Raw genomic sequence first — 17,904 nt, 5'->3', positions numbered from 1 at the left:
CTGTAGCCCCTCCTTTTTTTCCTGCAAAAATTACTGGTTCAGTGAATCAAGTCGCACTTGTTGTTTGGTTGCAACGGAACGATTAGAAGCCTCCATCAGCTTCGTTAAATCCACAGCAAGCTCAATATTTTCAACCGCTTTTGTCCCATTTTGAATATGAGCTACCCATTGATCGAACGCGGATGGCTTCGCTTCTGGACCGTTCTCATACGCCACCCATTGCGTGCTTGCATCTGCAAGCTTTTTCGTACGAAGTAAGACTCTTCCATCATGGTCGGAATAAAGGACACTGCCATCCGTACCGTGAACTTCAATTACAAATGGTGAAAATGCGTTCACAAAACCAGCTTCTACGATGCCAAGAGCACCATTTGCATACTGGAGGGTTGCTACCGCATTATCTTCAACTTCTCTACCTGTTACGTAGCCATAAGAAGCGCTTACAGCTTCAGGCAGCCCCAACAATAAACGAGTTAAATACATAGGATGACAACCGAGATCAATAAGGGCTCCTCCGCCACATTGCTTTGCATTGTAGAAATGCTCTGGCAGCCATCCGTTCGGATTTTCATTCGTGGAAATGCCGCCATTGTGTGATAAGCGTGTTCGAACGAGTGTAATCTGGCCCAATAATTCTTTCTGGATAATTTCTTGAATCGCTAACGTATACGTTGGATTCAAACGAGGCAATGAAACTGTCAATGTCACTCCCGCTTCATTAACAGCATTCAGAATCTCATTCACTTCATGTAAGGTTGGTGCAATAACTTTTTCTGTGAAAATATGTTTACCTGCCTTCGCAGCGGCGATCATTACGTCTCGGTGTAGGTTGGTCGGTGTATCCACAACAACAGCATCAATTTCCTTATTTGCTAATAACTCTGCTAGATCTGAGTAAAAGCTCACACCGCGCTTTGCGGCTTCCGCTTGTCCACGTTCTGGAAGCTCATCCCAAACTGCAACAATCTGAGTATCTGGATGCCCCTCTACTTGTTTTGCATAGTCATTTGCATGCACGTGCCAAAAACTTAACATCGCTACTTTAATCATGTTAACCTCCAAATAAGTGACTTGGTTTCATTGTAACATGACATAACGTCCTGATAAATTTCGAATTAACGACAGAATAAGGTGCAAAATAGTGACACCTTCACTACTTGGTTACAGGCACCGCATTGTAATACTCCTCCATTGTCAAGCTTTTGGCTACCAATTCTTTCGAAACATCTATACCCACATAACGAATATGCCATGGCTCGTATTGATAACCGGTAATCGTTGATTTACCTTTGGGATAACGAATAATAAACCCGTACTCCGCCACATGTGTTTCAAGCCATTTCGCTTCCTTGGTTCCAGCGAAGCAATCTTCCGCCGCACACTTCCCATCACTGCCCGTAACATCTATGGCTAGCCCAGTTTCATGCTCACTCGTCCCAGGGACAGCACTGTACATTTTGGCTTTCTCTTCGCCGTCTTTAAGCACATAACGCTGGAAAAGAGCTTTCTGGGTTGCATAAGAGCGATATGCCGAAACTCCAGATAGGCGGATACCGTCCTTCTCAGCTCCAGCAAAGAGTTTTTCGATCGCACTTGCAGCGGCTTTACGCATTTTACGTTTTTCATTTTTCTCAGAAAAAATAAACGGAATGTCAGGATATACCAAATCAGTCGGCTCATAGCTGGAAGGCAGTGAATTTTGCTTATTTACAAGAACCGTTATACTCTCCGGTTTGGCTACAACTTGGATAGCTCCACTCTTTGGCGGAACGGTAGAGGTTGATGGGGAAGCCGTAGGAACTACTGTGGGTTTCGGGGTTACTACAGGCGATGGAGATGGGTTCGAAGAAGGTGTAGGACTTCCCAAACTAACCGGCGGAGTAGCCGTTGCAGTGGGACTACCTGAAGGAGCTACTTCCCCCTTGCTGCATCCTGTTGCTATGCTTAACGCCAAGAGTATGGCGAGCGTATATGTCGACTTGTTGTTCATGATCTTCTAGTTGCCTCCTCAAATAAAAAAAATTACACATGAATAGACTTCTGATCGCGTGCAAAAGTTGCATCGCAAATGAGAAAGGCTGCAATTTTAGGTTTTGAGCCTAAATCACAGCCTTCTTATTTTATGCGTATTCGTGTATGGTTACAAGCTTAGAATTCGTAAAATAACTTCTTTTTAATTTTCTAGCTTTGACTTGATGCAATCGCTTGTTCCAAATCATAGATAATATCTTCGATCGCTTCTGTACCAACGGATAATCGAATAAGTCCTGGAGACACACCGGCAGATACTTGTTCCTGCTCGTTCAATTGTGCATGCGTCGTACTGGCAGGATGAATAATCAATGACTTCGAATCACCGACATTCGCCAAATGCGAGAATAGTTTAACGGAATGTATCAGCTTCTTACCGGCTTCAATACCGCCTTTGATACCAAAGCTCAAAATAGCGCCTTGACCCTTCGGCAAATACTTCAGAGCAAGTTTATAGGAAGGATGGCTTTCTAAACCAGCATAACTAACCCATTCGACGGAGTCATGTGACTCTAAAAATTGAGCAACCTTAAGGGCATTGGAACTATGGCGTTCCAAACGCAGATGCAGTGTCTCAAGTCCTTGCAATAAAAGGAACGAACTGTTAGGAGATAACGAAGCCCCTAAATCTCGAAGCAGTTGAACCCGTGCTTTAATGATGTAGGCAATTGGACCGACAGCCTCGGTATAGACGACGCCGTTATAGCTTGGATCAGGCTTCGTCAAACCAGGAAATTTACCGCTTGCAGCCCAATCAAATTTACCACTATCTACAATAACACCGCCAATCGTTGTTCCATGTCCACCAATGAACTTGGTTGCGGAGTGAACAACAATATCGGCCCCGTGCTCAATCGGTCTCAGCAGGTAAGGGCTCGGGAATGTATTATCAATAATCAAAGGAATTCCATTTTCATGAGCTATAGCCGCTACAGCCTCAATATCGAGAATATCCCCTTTAGGATTACCGATTGATTCCGCATAAATGGCTTTGGTCTTGTCCGTAATCGCACCTCGGAAGTTTTCCGGATTGCTCGAATCAACGAATTTCACTTTAATGCCTAGTTTAGCTAATGTATTTGAAAATAAATTATATGTACCGCCATACAAGGCAGAAGCTGAAACGATTTCATCTCCTACCTCAGCAATGTTCAGAATGGAGAAGGTGATGGCTGCCTGACCGGATGCTACAGCAAGTGCGGCTGGGGCCCCTTCCAACGCGGCAATCCGTTTCTCAAATACATCGGTCGTAGGGTTCATTATACGCGTATAAATATTGCCAAATTCTTTGAGCGCAAATAAATTTGCAGCATGGTCCGTATCGTTAAACACATAGGACGTCGTTTGATAAATCGGTACAGCCCTTGAATTCGTCGCTGGATCAACCTGTTGACCTGCATGAATCGCTAACGTTTCCGGTAAGTACTGGCGTTCTGAATCTGACATTGCACAAGCCTCCTAGGATAAAAATAAATTGAATAATAGCAGTCATTTACATTAAATTTGATAATTCCTACTGGAATAGTATACAATTATTCTAATGGAAATATCTAGGTAAAGTCAATATTAACATATTGCGATTTTTTTCTATACCAAAATGTACATGCAAGAGCGGGCCTTTCTCAAGATTGATCTGGCGGAAGGAGAACAATTCGTCCATCTTCCATCGCAACGCGAATTTTATTCGTATTCGAAGCACCAATCGATTCGAGGAAGTTTGCAGGAATTTGCAGTCTGCCTGCCTTGTCAATGACCGCGTATTCGATATGAGAATCATCTTCGGCAGCAACGATGCCTTGCTCCAGTTCCAGCAATTCCTCCTGGTAGGATTTGCGCCGCAATATCTCCGAGGAGGTTTTGCCGTCACGAATGGCAACGACACGGTCTACTTTCTTAGCAAGAAGCGGATCGTGTGTGACGATAACAACCGTTAAACCGAAGCTGCGGTTCAGCTCACGGAACAGATCCAGAATTTGATTCGCCATCTTCGTATCGACAGAACCTGTCGGCTCATCAGCGAGCAAGAGCCTCGGCTGATTAGCGAGTGCAATAGCAATGGCCACACGCTGCTGTTCTCCGCCAGAAAGCTCATTTAGCTTATTATTTCTTCGATGGCTCAAACCTACAGCTTCCAGTAAATCTAGTGCTCGATGACGCTTGCGTCGTCCCTGCAGCAGGATAGGCAGCTCTACATTTTCCAAAGCTGTCAAATAGGGAATCAGGTTACGCGCATTATTTTGCCAGACGAAGCCAACGGTTTCCCTTTTATACCTCACCAGATCCGATTCCTTAAATTTCAACAAATCCTTCCCATCTACGTGGAGATTACCCGCCGAAGGACGATCTAACCCTCCCAGCATATTCAACAAAGTCGATTTGCCACTGCCACTGTTGCCGATAATCGCCATCAGCTCTCCCTCCTCAATATGGAGATCAAGCCCTTGCAGGGCGACGACTTCAATGTCAGCCGCTTTATAAATTTTCACTAGATTTTCACAGTGAATCATCCTTAATCCTCCCCAAGCTTAACGGCTTGATGAATCTTAATTCTGGAAAGCATCGTCCCGAGTAGTAATAGCCCCGTCCCTATCATCACAGTGACAATGACGTACAAATGCAGTTGATCATTCGGATCAAAGCTCACTTGAAAAGGCGGCACTTGACTTGATGAATCGAAAGTTAATTGGAATAACGGAACAAACAGTTTGCTGGCCGTATTCCCCGTTATCATGCCAATTAGAACAGCTGCGCCAGAAGTTAATAATTGTTCAGCGATTAGCATTCCGATCAGCTGCGCAAAAGAAATTCCCATCGCCCGTAGCACGCCGAATTGTAAGATCCGTCCGGACAACGAAAGCACCCAGTACAGGAGAAACCCAATAAAGCTTATGCCAATAGCAATCAGGAAGCCAAGCGTCATAACGCCATTCACAGCCAGTTGGAATGGATCATTCTTGGACAGAACCAACATTTGCTTCGTATCCATTAAATTTGAGAGGGGTATATGTTTAAGCTCTAGCTCTTCATACAAAGCTTGACTTGTCATATCCGGTTTTAGCTTTAGCCAAACATCATACGGCTCTACAGCCATATTATTTTGAATGTAGGAGAGATGGCCAATCACTAACTTCGGCGCATCCACTTTACTTTGCTTCGTCGTGTTAGAGCTGCTCCCTGTTTGGGTTCCAGCAGTTAAGATCGGATTGGGATTCCAGCTCGGCCAGTAATCGATAATCCCATACACAACACAAGTAGCTCCCTCAACATCATTCCATCCTAAATGCACCACATCGCCCACTTTGGCTCCAGTTTCCTCGGCAATAGACTTGGAAATAAGCACCGCTTTGGAATCGCCAGCCAATAGGTTTAAATACTCGTAAAAGTGATGATCGAGCAAATGGTCGCGGAGCCAAGCCGTTTGACCAAATTCATCGGTATCAATGCCCATGAACGCTGTTTTTTTCGTTTCTTTGCCAAGCGCGAAATAAGCATCTTTCTTATTAAACACTCGCGCCGCTGACTCCACACCTGCCAGCTGTGTGAAGGGCAAGAACGGCGGCTCCGTATATTGGACTCGCTTCTTAATAACGGGTTGACTAGCACTGGAACCCGCTTCTGACTGAAGGCCAGATGGGCCTGAATCTGGGGGCGGTGCATCATTGTCCCATTTGGTTTGCAGAACGATATCGGCCCCATTCTTATAACGGATCTTCTCTTCAATATTTTTGTTCATCGTCCTTGCTGCGCTGGCACTAAACAACCCCGTTGCAAGTGTCATGATGATAAACAGCATAATGAACTGATATTGTGTGGTTGATCTGCCAACTTGGAGCAGCGTTGAGTACAAATAAGGAGGCCACCATTTTCGACCTATGAGATACAACAGTTGAATGACCCATGGATATATCCGAAGCAGGAATAGGCCCATGGCAAATATAAATAATGCAGGGACTACGAAAAGAAGTGGATCTACTTTCATGTCCATAGAGTCCAGCCCTAAGGCAACGAGATCATTCATTCGTCGGTTAAAGCTTTGTAATAAATAAATAGAAACAGCCAATAAAACAACATCGAGAAACATTTTATGTACAAAAGAGAGCTTGTTCTTCCTCGCCATGGTTTGTTTATGGCTAACAATTGTAGCGCGAGTGGCGAGTACAGCGGGAATAAGAGTCATACATACCGATGCGATTACAGCAATTAAAGCGTATTGATAGGCCTCTTTATTCAGCTTAACTTCCATCGCTGTGCGCTGGACAAACGTTAAGAATCCATTCGATGCACCCAGTATTTTGGTTAACTGAAGGCCAATTAGAGGACCAACTAGAAGTGCAACTCCCCCTAATAAAATACCTTCCAGCACATAACCCAGCAGAATCTGAGTCCGGCTTGCTCCTCTGCTGCGAAGCACGGCAATCTCTGTTTTCTGTCGTTCTGTAATCAAATTGGCAACCATGAATAAATAGAAGGCTAGTAAAATACTAATGGGCACATTAAGCGACCACAGCATAATTCGGAGTTTTTTCTCTTTCTCACCATACAATTTCAATGTAGTAATCGCTGGATTTTTGACTGTATATGTGTTGAAATGATTGCTTAAATAGCTGGTTATCCTTTCATCTGTGCTGGTGTAGGCTTCAAGCCCTTCCAACTTTAATTGATGATAATCCAAAATGTAATCCCAATAGGAAAATGTATTGGGAAAACTGTTGTTTTTCGTAAAATCTTTTTCAAATAAGGTAAAGGGAATGAAAAATTTTGAACGCAAATCGCTCATATTATTCGTCCAATAAAGATCGGCATAATCTGTACGATCAATAACAGCAACAGGCTTTATTCGAATATTTTGTTTCAAATCTTTGTTAGCGATGGTTAATTCATTGCCCAGAACGATTTTTAATTGAGTCAGCAGCTCAGGAAATACCCACGCTTCATATACACCATCCACAGGTTCCTTAGAAGGCATGACACCGTCAACAATACGTATATGCTTTTCCAACTCCGACATCGCTGTTAATTCAGCTGCGCGGCTTACTTTAGGGTCTACCTTGCTTGGATCGCTAGGTGTAAGCTCGAAATTTGATGTGCTGCGCGTTATCGTGGATAGGAGAATCGGCAAGCCGAATTGCTGGCTTTGTTCTGCCATAAATGAATCCGTTTCCGTTAAAAATTGATCTCCGCTTTCTCCCATTATGTAGGCAGAATTGTAGGCATGCCCGGGATATTGCTGCGAGTTGGTTTGTAGAACTTCCAAATCTTTGATCAGCATACGCTGTAAAATGGCGTGTGTATAAATGGGCATTGAGCTGGCAAGTGCGACCGAAATAATTAGTCCCACCAGTAAACTAAGCTCTAGCCAGCGGTTTTTGACCATTTTACGGAGAATCATCAGAAATAAAGCCATTGCTATCCTCCTAAAGATGCTAGTTATTTAAAATAACATTCTGACCTTCCTTTAGTCCGGTTCGGATTTCCACTTCTGTCGGTGTTACAAGCCCTTTCTCAACATCGACTTCTTTCCGACTTTCACCAATCAACACTTGAACGTAATCCCTACCTAGGTAACTTCGAAGACCTGTTCTTGGGAGGACAATGACATTTTCTCTTTTCTCGACGATGATTGTTATGTCTCCGGATATACCGATCGCTGCTCCTTCCGTTCGATCGGGAACCCCAACGATAATCGTTTTCGCATTTCTTTCGGCTTGCGCTTTGTTGTCCGTTGGCGGTGAGCTTGATGGCGTCCGCAGCACCTTACCTTGTATCTTATTTCCAGAGGAACCAATCTTCACTTCAACATCCATGCCAACTTCAATACCGGAAAGAGTGCTTGTATCTGAAGATTCGTAAGATAGCTGCAGCTTTGTAGGATCAGCGATGACGACAAGCGTACTGAAGGCATCCACGACATTTCCTTGCTGTGCATCGGTTAAGTAAGTTACTACTCCTGCGGAATCGGCCGTCAGCCTTGTCTTGTCCAGCTCGGCTTGGAGGGCTGCCAATTGAAGCTGCGCGGCTTCGACATCTATGGCCTTCAAACGATTGGCTAGCACTTGATCGGGGTCAACCTGTCTCGTTTGCACACTAGCAATCTGGGCTTTCTCCAGATTCAGTTTTTGAAGGGCAATCCGAGTTTCTAAGTCGCCTTTTTCCAGTTCAGCGAGCACATCCCCCGGCTTAACGGTATCTCCTAGTTTAACGCGCAATCCAGCTAACCGATGACCGGACTCTTTAAAATAATAGTTGGTCGTTTGACTAGACTTAAAGGTCCCAATAACACTGACTTTCTTCGTTATACTGCCTTTCTTCACTTCGTAAAGGTCGAAATTTTCTTTCACGGGTTTGATTAAAGGCGGTTTAAGCGCTTCCTCTTCTTTGGGCAACAGAGAGCATCCCGCTAGTAAAAACACAGCACTTGTTAATAGAACGAGCTGAGAAGCGAATTTATTAACCTTCGTCGACAATGGTACCATCCTCCAGTGCATACACTTCATCTACAATTTCCATAATAGCGAGATCATGCGTGGTCAAAATAATCGTCATTCCTTCTTGCACCAAATCTTTGAACAATTTAAGCACCTGGAGGCCCATTCTGCTATCTAACTCAGCTGTAGGCTCATCTGCCAAAATCAACTTCGGCTTGTGCGCAATGGCCCTGGCAATCGCAACCCTCTGCTGTTCTCCGCCGGAAAGTTCATAGGGACGATGCTTCATTCTCGGCTTCAATCCAACGAAATCCAGCGCTTCTTCCGCCAAACTCTTATATTGATTGGGGTGAATACCCGAAATGCGCAATCCAAACTCTACATTTTCGTAGGCTGACATATACGGCACCAAGGCAAAAGATTGAAAAATAAGACCAATCTGCTTCCGTCTGACTTCATTGCGCTTGGAATCAGATAAACGGCTAATCTCCAAGCCTTCTAAATAAACGGTTCCTTCCGACGGATGATCGAGCGCCCCTAATATATTGAGCAGCGTTGTTTTACCAGATCCGGATCTCCCGCGCAACGCCACTAGTCTGCCTCTGGGAATACTTAAATGAGCTCCCCGCAATGCGTGAACAGCTCCCGGCCCTTTCCCAAAAACACGCGTAACGCCAATTGCTTGTACCATGGGCACTTGATTTTCATACGTTTTCAATGCTAACACCTCTTTAGAATTGGAATCGAAATGACCAAGAATGGATAGAGAAATACACTTCTTTGGAAGCGCTTAAATAAATGACCGAAAGCGATGGAATAAATCACCTTTATTTTCAATATAAGATAAGTTACCTTCATTATAAAACTATCTTTTGCCAAAAAGATACAAATAAAAAAGAGGATCGGCATGCGATCCTCCTTGCTTACTTCTATTCTTTTATAAAGTACTATAGCACTTTAGACAGAAATGATTTCGTACGTTCCTGCGTGGCATTTTCAAAAATCTGCTCGGGCTTTCCTACTTCGACAATAACGCCTTGTTCCATAAACATAACGCGGTCACCAACTTCGCGGGCGAAGCCCATTTCATGCGTGACGACAACCATTGTCATCCCTTCTTTGGCCAGCTGCTTCATGACAGCAAGCACTTCCCCGACCATTTCAGGATCAAGAGCCGATGTAGGCTCATCGAACAGCATAATCTTCGGCTCCATAGCGAGTGCCCGTGCAATAGCAACACGCTGCGCCTGACCGCCCGAGAGCGAGTCCGGAAGGGCGTTGGCTTTATCCGCCAGCCCAACTTTATCAAGAAGCTCTAGCGCTTTCTTACGCGCTTTATCTTCCGGCCATTTTCTCACCTGAACAGGCGCTAACATGATATTATCAATGACTTTCATATGCGGGAACAAATGAAATCGCTGGAAGACCATCCCGAGCTCCATACGGATCTCATTGATCTTATTCGTCGGATCCATAATCGACTTACCATCAATCAAGATACTGCCGCTATCCGGCTGTTCTAACAGGTTCAGACAACGCAGAAATGTCGATTTCCCTGATCCGGAAGGTCCTATCACAACAAGAACCTCTTGGTTCTGAATATCGGCACTAATATCTCGCAGGACGACATTATCCCCGAACGATTTCTTAAGATTTTTAACTTCGATCATAGCTGTCATATGTCTACACTTTCCTTTCCAGATAAGCAAGCAGCTTGCTTAGAGAGTAAGTGAGAATGAAATAAATAAGAGCAGCTGTCAAATAAGGTTCCCAGACTTTAAAGTACTGGCTGCGCATCGCATTGGACCAATACATCAATTCTGGTGCAGCAATAACAGCGAATAAGGAAGAGTCCTTAATTAGCACGATAAACTCATTTCCAAATGGAGGAATCATACGTTTGATCGCCTGAGGCAAAATAACCGATTTCATGGTTTGGAAATGGGTCAATCCTAGCGAATGCGCGGCTTCTGTTTGTCCTTTATCGATGGATTGAATACCAGCTCTGAAAATCTCGGCCATGTAGCCTGCTGAATTCAGAGATAAAGCAACGATTGAAGCGATGATCGCATTCGTTGTTCCTATGAATAATGGAACGATTCCAAAGTGGACGAGTAATATTTGAACGAGCAGCGGTGTGCCGCGGAAAAAGTTTACATAAATACTAGTTGGCCATCTTAGGTAACCACGGTGCGACATTTTGCCTAATCCAACAGCTAGCCCTAAAACAGAGCCGAACAGGATGGAAAGAATGGATATACCAATCGTCCAAAGTGTACCCTTCAGTAATAAAGGTATATATTCAATAATGATGTCAAAACGAAAATCCATTCCACACTTCCTTTCATCAATTATTTTGCTATTTAAAGAACAAAAGCATGCGCAAGGTTGAAGTCACGCATGCTGTTGACCTATTATTTTTGTTCAAGTAATTTCTTTGTATCAGGCTCTTGACCGAACCATTTTTTGTACACTTTTGCATAAGCACCGTTCTCAATAACTTTCTTGATCGCCGGGTCTAGCTTTGCTTTAAGCTCGCTCCCTTTTGGAAGCAGAATACCGTAGTATTCGGACTCAAAGCTTTTCGGATCAGAAATCGTAGTGAATTTCTTGTTCGGATTATTTTTCACATATTCACGAACAATAGCAATATCAGCTACAACCGCATCAACACCGTTATTCTCAAGCTCCATTAAAGCTAATGTGTTATTATCCAGACGTTTCAAGGATGGGTTCTTATCACCCATAATTTTACTCATCAGCGTATCCGCCGTTGTAGAAATTTGAACAGCTACTTTCTTGTCTTTCAAGTCTGCCGCGCTTTTAATCGGGCTGCCTTCTTTAACAAGAATCATGTTCGTAGATTCGAAGTAAGGGATGGAGTAATCGTAAGTTTGTTTACGTTCATCTGTAATTGAAACACTGGAAATTCCTGCTTGAAACTCTTTACCTTGCTTCACACTTGTTAGCATAGTATCCCAGCCTGTGTTCGTGACCTCGTAGGAAAGACCTGCTTCCTTCATCACTTCAGCAAGAAAATCGATATCAAAGCCTGTCATCTTATCTTTATCCATATATTCCATTGGTGCATAGGCAGCATCAGTAGCAAATTTGTACTTCGTGCCACCACTTTCCTTAGAACCACAACCTGCTAGCGCCACAACTAAAACTACAGTTAATACAAAAAACAATAATTTTTTCAAAATAATTCCCCCCGTTCTATGTAATGGACGAATCATATTTTAACACTTGGTCAATAAAATAACAACGCCTTCATTGCGAAAATTCGTTAGAAATATATTGAAAATGGTTATTTTTTTTCATTTTTAGAAATGTGCACAATGAATAGGTGGCTGGTTGGTCATCGTGCTCAAACAAATAAAAACGCCGAGATCCTAAGATCCCAAGCGTTCTAATTTCATCATTCAAAACACCTTTACATCATTTTCAAAATAGCTTCCCGTCCCGTCATCCCAGCTACAATGCCCAAATCTTCTGCCGTGTGTGTCACCGATTCAAGCGGCGCTTCCAGAAGTTCTTCAATCGTACGAACCCCCGTTGCCCGTGCAGCTACAATATTCCTGTCGCTCAAGCGTTCATTAAGCAGCGCAACATCGAGAGCGCCACACATAATATAACCTTTATCCGTTGTCACAACCAACAGCGTCGTTTTCGGCAGCTTCACTTCAATAGCAATTGCAGTACGTCCTTCAAGGAGAATGGGTTCAACGCGCATCATGCTCTGCACAGCTCCTCTTCGCAGTCTTACGTTAGTATATGCGCGCTCGGCTAGTACGGTGTGAGAAAGGTTTGAAAAGTTTCTGCTGAATTTCAAATTCGCGGGGAAAGCAATTGACATACCTTCAAATGGATTTTCATTTTCCTTGTAAAAGTTTTTTAATCTCTGAGAGTTCTTCTTTCACTTCATTTCTAAACTCAGCAAAATCCGCCTCAAGTCTATGTAAATGTCCTTGCATATCAACTATTTCTTGTTCAGCTTTATAGTTAATCGCAAAATCAATAATAGCCTCTTGTTTATCTCTTGCTGACTGTCTATTCTGACTCATCATGATAATTGGAGCCTGGAATCCAGCAAGAAAGGATAATAGAAGATTTAACAAAATAAAAGGCGGTTCATCAAAATGAATAACCTTCGTGATCGCCAGAGAGTTTAAAATAACCCAAATAGCCAAAAACACCATGAAAATATTAATAAATTTCCAACTTCCGACAAAACTTGCAACATTATCGGCGAGTCTATCCGACCATTTTGTTGATTTTACATAATCCGCATTTAAATGTTCATGGATATTGCTTTGAAAATTATCAACCAATCGTTGAATTCTACCTGCATACTCTTTTAAATCCTTTGTATTTTCATTTTCCATTGTTATCACTGCCTTTATTTGTTATTGAAATGGATTTTTATTCTCATATAACTAAAACATCATATCATACTTTGATTACCTTCATTTTATTAATCATCTCCAACATTCCAACAGGGTTCTTGTAGTGTATGTTGAAAGTACTTTTGATCTTTGGGGGAAGCAAGCTATATTTGGGTATGATATCATGATATAGTAAGTACAAGAGCAGTTTCTAGGCAGCAAGGAGGCTATATGAGTCAAGGAAAAGCAGACACAAGTCCGAATGGACATTTATTCACCGTAGAAATTCTGATTGAAGAAGCCACCAATGGCCTTGCCATGGAAAAGCTGCTTCATCTTCTGAATGTGGATGCAGTCAAGGATTACCAAATTATTAAAGGTATTCAACTTGGCAAGCTGATTGAACTTAACACGACAAAAGAGAGCCCCCCTCCGTTACAACAAAGCAAAAAAACGGCTGCTGTCCCGCCTTCAACTGTAACAGCCACGGCGAAAGCCACCGCCAACAGTGGAGCTTCAGATAAAATTATTGAGCAATTGGAAAGTTTCAAAGTGAATAATACGCTAATCCGTTTAACGGTTATCAAAGGTCAGGGAATCAAGCTTAATCTTCCTTGCCGTATTTTGAATTATGATAGCAGTAATCAAAATGTATCGGTGTATCATGTAGATGAGAAGAAGGTCTACTTATTCAAATTGAATGAAATTGATGATTATGTCGCATTCTAAATAAAAGTAAGAGGGTATCCCAGAATAAGGATACCCTCTTACTTTTATTTATTTAGCATGGACAGATGCAGCTGATGCATTCGGGATGCCCGTTCTTAGCATTTTCTCTAGTTCATCCGCACTTACGGGTGGACTAAACCAATAGCCCTGCACCTCATTACAACGGTTCTGGTGCAGGAAATGCAGTTGATCTTCGGTTTCTACGCCTTCAGCAATGACCTTCAAATTCAGATGGTGGGTCATCGCAATAATTGTGGCCACGATGGCCGCGTCATTCGGATCCACCATGATATCTCTAACAAAGGAACGATCGATCTTCAGCTTATCAATCGGAAATTTCTTTAAGTAGTACAGCGAACTGTAGCCTGTCCCAAAATCATCAATGCTTACATTCACACCCAGTTCCTTAAGCTCAAGTAAGGACTGAATAGCATGATCAACATCCATCGTCATGCTTTCGGTGATTTCAAGTTCCAAATACTGCGGATCAAGTCCTGTTTGTTCTAAAACATGTCTGATCTTGCCTTTGAGATTGTGTTGAAAAAACTGCCGCATAGACAGATTCACCGATACTGGCATCATCGCATAGCCTTGGTTCTGCCATGCTTTATTTTGTTTACATGCAGCGCGCAGTACCCATTCGCCGATCGGCACGATCAATCCAGACTCCTCAGCAAAGGGAATGAAATAGTTTGGTGAGATGAGACCTTTCTCCGGATGATCCCAGCGGATCAAAGCTTCAACACCGACAATACGCCCTGTCTCAATATCGACCTGAGGCTGATAGTATAAGACGAACTCATCCCCGACAATCGCCCTGCGAAGCTCACTCTCCAGCTTGAGTCGGTTTATTGAAACCGACTTCATATCCGTATTGAAGATCTGAAAGTCGTTGCGCCCCTTCTCTTTGGCTCTGGCTAGTGCAATGTCAGCATATTTCATAAGCATTTCCGCTTCGTCGGCATCATCTGAAGATATCGCAACGCCGATACTAGCTGTAATGTGCAGTTCATATTGCTCTAAAAGAAACGGCTTTTCGAGGACACGATTAATCTCTGCGATAACTGCAATTACGTCATTTGAATCGGCTACATTCGTATAGAAAAAGGCAAATTCATCGCCTTCTGTGCGAGCCAAGTAATCATTGTCCGTTACACATCTCGTGAAACGCTCTGCTAGCTGCAGCAACAGCATGTTTCCGTAATCGTAACCGAAGCTATCATTGACCAGCTTGAAGCGATCAATGTCCAAGTAAAAGACAGCTACCTTTTGTCCAATGGATTTGGAAATACTTAGCCGCTCATTCAAGTTATCTCTGAACATGCGCCTGTTCGGCAGCCCTGTCATATCATCATAATAAGCCATATAGCGAACTTGCTCATCGCCGCGCTTACGCTCTGTGATATCCTGGCAAATGAGAATATTGCCTTTGGAATTAGGCTGCAAATCAACAGGAACGGCCGTAACACTCAAATCCACCCGATAGCCGCTTTTATGTATGACAGCAGTTTCAAAGGTAACAGGAGACCCGCTTCTCACTTGTTCAAGCTGGCTGCCTGTCCGCTCCAGCTGCTCTTGTGTAACAAAGCTGATAAACGGTTGATTGAGCAGCTCCGATACGGAGTATCCTAGAATGGTTTCTGCCGCTAGATTAATCCGAACAAATTTACCTTCTTGATTAAATATACCAATTGCATTCGGATTGTGCTCGAATAAGGAATCAAGCACATTTAAATACGTGTGATCCCGCGGCATTTCCATTATTAAGGACTGAGTACTTCCACCTTTTCTAAGCAGCACGATAAGCAGCACTAGTGAGGCAAGCAAACAAATCCATGCAGCATACGGCTTTACGTAAAAGCTTACGAATATGGCGACTAACAGATATCCGCCAATATAGAGCCGGTTTTTCACAAATTAGCCTCCTCTTACTGCTCACTCTAGGTACTAGGAAGCGTCACACTGACAACCGTTCCTTCTCCCACTTTACTCTCAACCACAAACTGGCCGTGATGATCCTCAATGATTTTATTCGTAATCATGATGCCAAGCCCAGTCCCTTTTTCCTTCGTTGTAAAGAAGGGCTCTCCAAGCCTAGCCAATGCATCTTGCGGTATCCCATGCCCTCTATCTTGAAACAATACACGCACCGCTTTGTCTCCAACTGAAAATAGTTGAATATCGATTTGTCCGCCATCTGGCATTGCTTCCATCGCATTTTTGATCAAATTAATGAAGGATTGCTTCAGCTGGTTTTCCTCACACAGAACAAGCGGCAAATGATGCTCCAAAGCGACAACGAATTCAATGTTGTTAATATAGGCGTGTGTTTCAAGCAGGGTAATGACACTTCTGATAATATTCTCGATGCTTTTGGGCTGGTAATGTATGAAATGCGGCTTAGCAAGAACGAGCATTTCTGTAGTAATCAGTTCGATCCGCTCTAGTTCGGACATCATAATATCGTAGTATTCTTTCTTATTTGCAGCACCCTGGTGCAGAAATTGCATAAATCCTTTGAGCGTAGTCAATGGATTACGAATTTCATGAGCAACCCCAGCAGCAAGCTGCCCGATAAGGGACATCTTATCTGACCTGTGGAGCAGCTCTTCCGTGCGCTGCCGCTCAGAAATATCCTTGAATGATAGGACAACTCCAATGATGTGATCTTGATCCAAGATCGGCGAAGCTATGTATTCAACCGGAAACGAGTCTCCATTTTTTTTGTAAAAGATCTCGTTTGAACAATCACAAACCCCTTCAAGCATCGTTCGATATAACATATTGGCATTCTTGTTTTGCATATCTTCATCAATTCCACACGCACGTGTCAATACGAGATAAGGATTCTTCCCTACCATTTCTTCATAGGTGTAACCCGTTAAGCACTCAGCCGACTTATTCCAAAACGTAGTGCCAAAGTGCTCATCGATGCCAAACATCCCCTCTGAAACGGCATTTAGAATGAGCTGATTTTGGTTATGATTCAGCAGGGATTGATAAACACGTCTGCTTTCCTCAAGCTTGTGCTCCAAACGCTTACGTTCTGATACATCTTGAATCTGAACCACTGCAAGATGGGGTTGTGCATCCGTATCACGAATGAAGGAAACTTGAACTATTCCCCAAATCATGGAGCCATCCTTATGGACGTAGCAATTCTCTTTTTGGGAAGATTCCCGCTCACCACGAAGAGTTTGCTCACATAGTTCTGCATAGGTCTCCACATCATCAAGATGCGAAAACTCCTGAATAGGCAGACCAATCATTTCTTCTTCTGTGTAGCCTAAGAGGCGGCATAATGATGTATTCACCATGAGTAACCTGCCGTCCAGACTAACGATTGCCATTGCAATGACTGCGCAACCAAACAATTGATGATATAGCTCATGGCTTGTGAGTAGCTTTAGTTCCGAAGCAATTGACTTACCCGTTTCTGATTGGTTCCCCGTGAAATCAGCCATGCGCCACATCCTTTCAATTAAGGAAGAATGTTCGTTTCCGTCATGACTACTTTCTACATGATCCGCGCTTTTTCCTGCTAAGAAGACACAAGACAATGAAAAAAGAGTCAGATTCCCTGACTCTTTCCATTTTTTTATTTGTAAGCGGCCACAGCCAGAAGTATCCATCCAACCAAGAAACTCAACCCGCCTAGCGGAGTGATGGGTCCAAAAAACTTGAGTCCAGTCAAACTCAGGCCATATAAACTACCTGAGAACAGGATAATACCGATAAAAATGGCCCACCCCGATGCATTCACCATAGAGCTATTTGCCAGCTTGTCCGACAAAAGTGCAATAAGGATGAGAGCTATCGCATGAATCATGTGATATTGAACGCCGGTCTGAAACACATCTATCTTATCCGGAATTCTTTGTTTCAAGTAATGAGCCCCAAAAGCGCCTAGAGCGACTGAAAGAAACGCATTCACACTACCTAATAGCAAAAAAAGTTTCATCATTTTCTTCTACTTTCCTTCCGTAACGATTCATTTATTTACTCCACTTCGCCAATATCATGCTGACCGACAATTAACCGCACGGGCTCCAAAAACACACGTGTTATCGAAGGCTTTTTGATAAGATCGAGTTCAATGTCTACAACCTTATTACGAGCGGTTTTGCCTTCTCTTTTGTCATAAACAACATCAAATTGCTTCAGACCAAGCTGATAAATCACAACAGATGAACCAATCGTTAATGCATTCGATTCAAACTCGCCATGCTCAAATAATACCTCTGACAAAATTTCTTCATTCATATCCACAATCGTAACATACTGACAAAATTGGTAACGCATGAAGGAAGTCCCCCTTTATAGATAAGTAT

At 43.1% G+C, this 17,904-nt stretch carries 16 protein-coding genes and 1 pseudogene; 1 reads left to right on the top strand and 16 read right to left on the bottom strand.

Annotated features, from left to right (window positions below):
* Window positions 1-30: 30 nt before the first annotated feature.
* The 12 genes and pseudogenes from ASD40_RS32155 to ASD40_RS32095 form a co-directional block, all read right to left on the bottom strand.
* Window positions 31-1,050 carry a Gfo/Idh/MocA family protein gene (locus ASD40_RS32155; RefSeq protein WP_057307215.1) on the bottom strand — a complete coding sequence of 340 codons (1,020 nt, stop codon included), beginning with the start codon at window positions 1,048-1,050 and terminating at the stop codon, window positions 31-33.
* 174 nt (window positions 1,051-1,224) lie between these two features.
* Window positions 1,225-1,612 (bottom strand): annotated as a pseudogene (locus tag ASD40_RS39560) (M15 family metallopeptidase); the annotation flags it as partial.
* 569 nt (window positions 1,613-2,181) lie between these two features.
* A complete protein-coding gene (locus ASD40_RS32145; protein ID WP_057307213.1) occupies window positions 2,182-3,477 on the bottom strand; it encodes a homocysteine synthase in 1,296 nt (431 codons plus the stop codon).
* Between the two features lie 176 nt (window positions 3,478-3,653).
* Window positions 3,654-4,538 carry an ABC transporter ATP-binding protein gene (locus ASD40_RS32140; RefSeq protein WP_057307212.1) on the bottom strand — a complete coding sequence of 295 codons (885 nt, stop codon included), beginning with the start codon at window positions 4,536-4,538 and terminating at the stop codon, window positions 3,654-3,656.
* Window positions 4,539-4,540: 2 nt separating this feature from the next.
* The gene (locus ASD40_RS32135; protein WP_057307211.1) at window positions 4,541-7,435 is read right to left on the bottom strand and encodes an ABC transporter permease; all 2,895 of its coding nucleotides are present in this window, start codon (window positions 7,433-7,435) and stop codon (window positions 4,541-4,543) included.
* 19 nt (window positions 7,436-7,454) lie between these two features.
* Window positions 7,455-8,495 carry an efflux RND transporter periplasmic adaptor subunit gene (locus ASD40_RS32130; RefSeq protein WP_063860178.1) on the bottom strand — a complete coding sequence of 347 codons (1,041 nt, stop codon included), beginning with the start codon at window positions 8,493-8,495 and terminating at the stop codon, window positions 7,455-7,457.
* Entirely contained in the window at window positions 8,479-9,147 is a 669-nt protein-coding gene (locus tag ASD40_RS32125) for an ABC transporter ATP-binding protein (RefSeq protein WP_057307458.1), read from the bottom strand. Before ASD40_RS32125 ends, ASD40_RS32130 begins: the two co-directional genes overlap by 17 nt.
* 256 nt (window positions 9,148-9,403) lie before the next feature.
* Window positions 9,404-10,126, bottom strand: coding sequence for an amino acid ABC transporter ATP-binding protein (locus tag ASD40_RS32115; protein WP_057307457.1), 723 nt, complete (start codon window positions 10,124-10,126; stop codon window positions 9,404-9,406).
* A gap of 13 nt (window positions 10,127-10,139) precedes the next feature.
* Complete coding sequence (locus tag ASD40_RS32110; protein ID WP_047676658.1) at window positions 10,140-10,787, bottom strand: amino acid ABC transporter permease; 648 nt, start codon at window positions 10,785-10,787, stop codon at window positions 10,140-10,142.
* 83 nt (window positions 10,788-10,870) lie between these two features.
* Window positions 10,871-11,659, bottom strand: a complete 789-nt coding sequence (locus tag ASD40_RS32105) for a basic amino acid ABC transporter substrate-binding protein (protein ID WP_057307209.1) — start codon at window positions 11,657-11,659, stop codon at window positions 10,871-10,873.
* Between the two features lie 233 nt (window positions 11,660-11,892).
* Window positions 11,893-12,195 carry a YunC family protein gene (locus ASD40_RS32100; RefSeq protein ID WP_057307208.1) on the bottom strand — a complete coding sequence of 101 codons (303 nt, stop codon included), beginning with the start codon at window positions 12,193-12,195 and terminating at the stop codon, window positions 11,893-11,895.
* A gap of 136 nt (window positions 12,196-12,331) precedes the next feature.
* Window positions 12,332-12,844: a DUF1003 domain-containing protein gene (locus tag ASD40_RS32095; protein WP_057307207.1), complete on the bottom strand. Its 513-nt coding sequence runs from the start codon at window positions 12,842-12,844 to the stop codon at window positions 12,332-12,334.
* A 231-nt stretch (window positions 12,845-13,075) separates the two neighbouring features.
* Between ASD40_RS32095 and ASD40_RS32090 the strand changes: the two genes are divergently transcribed.
* Window positions 13,076-13,573 (top strand): hypothetical protein, encoded by a 498-nt coding sequence (locus ASD40_RS32090; RefSeq protein ID WP_057307206.1) that lies wholly within the window; start codon window positions 13,076-13,078, stop codon window positions 13,571-13,573.
* 48 nt (window positions 13,574-13,621) lie between these two features.
* Here ASD40_RS32090 and ASD40_RS32085 read toward each other — a convergent pair whose 3' ends face one another.
* From ASD40_RS32085 to ASD40_RS32070, 4 genes are all read right to left on the bottom strand, one after another.
* Window positions 13,622-15,487 (bottom strand): putative bifunctional diguanylate cyclase/phosphodiesterase, encoded by a 1,866-nt coding sequence (locus ASD40_RS32085; RefSeq protein ID WP_057307205.1) that lies wholly within the window; start codon window positions 15,485-15,487, stop codon window positions 13,622-13,624.
* A 26-nt stretch (window positions 15,488-15,513) separates the two neighbouring features.
* Window positions 15,514-17,037 carry a PAS domain-containing sensor histidine kinase gene (locus ASD40_RS32080; RefSeq protein WP_057307204.1) on the bottom strand — a complete coding sequence of 508 codons (1,524 nt, stop codon included), beginning with the start codon at window positions 17,035-17,037 and terminating at the stop codon, window positions 15,514-15,516.
* Window positions 17,038-17,171: 134 nt separating this feature from the next.
* Window positions 17,172-17,534, bottom strand: a complete 363-nt coding sequence (locus ASD40_RS32075) for a DUF423 domain-containing protein (protein WP_056835112.1) — start codon at window positions 17,532-17,534, stop codon at window positions 17,172-17,174.
* Window positions 17,535-17,572: 38 nt separating this feature from the next.
* Window positions 17,573-17,875, bottom strand: coding sequence for a hypothetical protein (locus ASD40_RS32070; protein ID WP_057307203.1), 303 nt, complete (start codon window positions 17,873-17,875; stop codon window positions 17,573-17,575).
* Between the last annotated feature and the right edge of the window lie 29 nt (window positions 17,876-17,904).

This window comes from Paenibacillus sp. Root444D2, from assembly GCF_001426375.1.
Classification (GTDB): domain Bacteria; phylum Bacillota; class Bacilli; order Paenibacillales; family NBRC-103111; genus Paenibacillus_E.
The sequence above is the reverse complement of the archived record's forward strand: the minus strand, read 5'-3'. Positions and strand labels throughout refer to the sequence as shown.

Coding starts and splice junctions, on each gene's coding strand:
- ASD40_RS32155 (WP_057307215.1), bottom strand. CDS start 1,050: ATGATTAAAGTAGCGATGTTAAGTTTTTGGCACGTGCATGCAAATGAC.
- ASD40_RS32145 (WP_057307213.1), bottom strand. CDS start 3,477: ATGTCAGATTCAGAACGCCAGTACTTACCGGAAACGTTAGCGATTCAT.
- ASD40_RS32140 (WP_057307212.1), bottom strand. CDS start 4,538: ATGATTCACTGTGAAAATCTAGTGAAAATTTATAAAGCGGCTGACATT.
- ASD40_RS32135 (WP_057307211.1), bottom strand. CDS start 7,435: ATGGCTTTATTTCTGATGATTCTCCGTAAAATGGTCAAAAACCGCTGG.
- ASD40_RS32125 (WP_057307458.1), bottom strand. CDS start 9,147: ATGGTACAAGCAATTGGCGTTACGCGTGTTTTTGGGAAAGGGCCGGGA.
- ASD40_RS32115 (WP_057307457.1), bottom strand. CDS start 10,126: ATGATCGAAGTTAAAAATCTTAAGAAATCGTTCGGGGATAATGTCGTC.
- ASD40_RS32110 (WP_047676658.1), bottom strand. CDS start 10,787: ATGGATTTTCGTTTTGACATCATTATTGAATATATACCTTTATTACTG.
- ASD40_RS32100 (WP_057307208.1), bottom strand. CDS start 12,195: ATGATGCGCGTTGAACCCATTCTCCTTGAAGGACGTACTGCAATTGCT.
- ASD40_RS32095 (WP_057307207.1), bottom strand. CDS start 12,844: ATGGAAAATGAAAATACAAAGGATTTAAAAGAGTATGCAGGTAGAATT.
- ASD40_RS32090 (WP_057307206.1), top strand. CDS start 13,076: ATGAGTCAAGGAAAAGCAGACACAAGTCCGAATGGACATTTATTCACC.
- ASD40_RS32080 (WP_057307204.1), bottom strand. CDS start 17,037: ATGGCTGATTTCACGGGGAACCAATCAGAAACGGGTAAGTCAATTGCT.
- ASD40_RS32075 (WP_056835112.1), bottom strand. CDS start 17,534: ATGAAACTTTTTTTGCTATTAGGTAGTGTGAATGCGTTTCTTTCAGTC.
- ASD40_RS32070 (WP_057307203.1), bottom strand. CDS start 17,875: ATGCGTTACCAATTTTGTCAGTATGTTACGATTGTGGATATGAATGAA.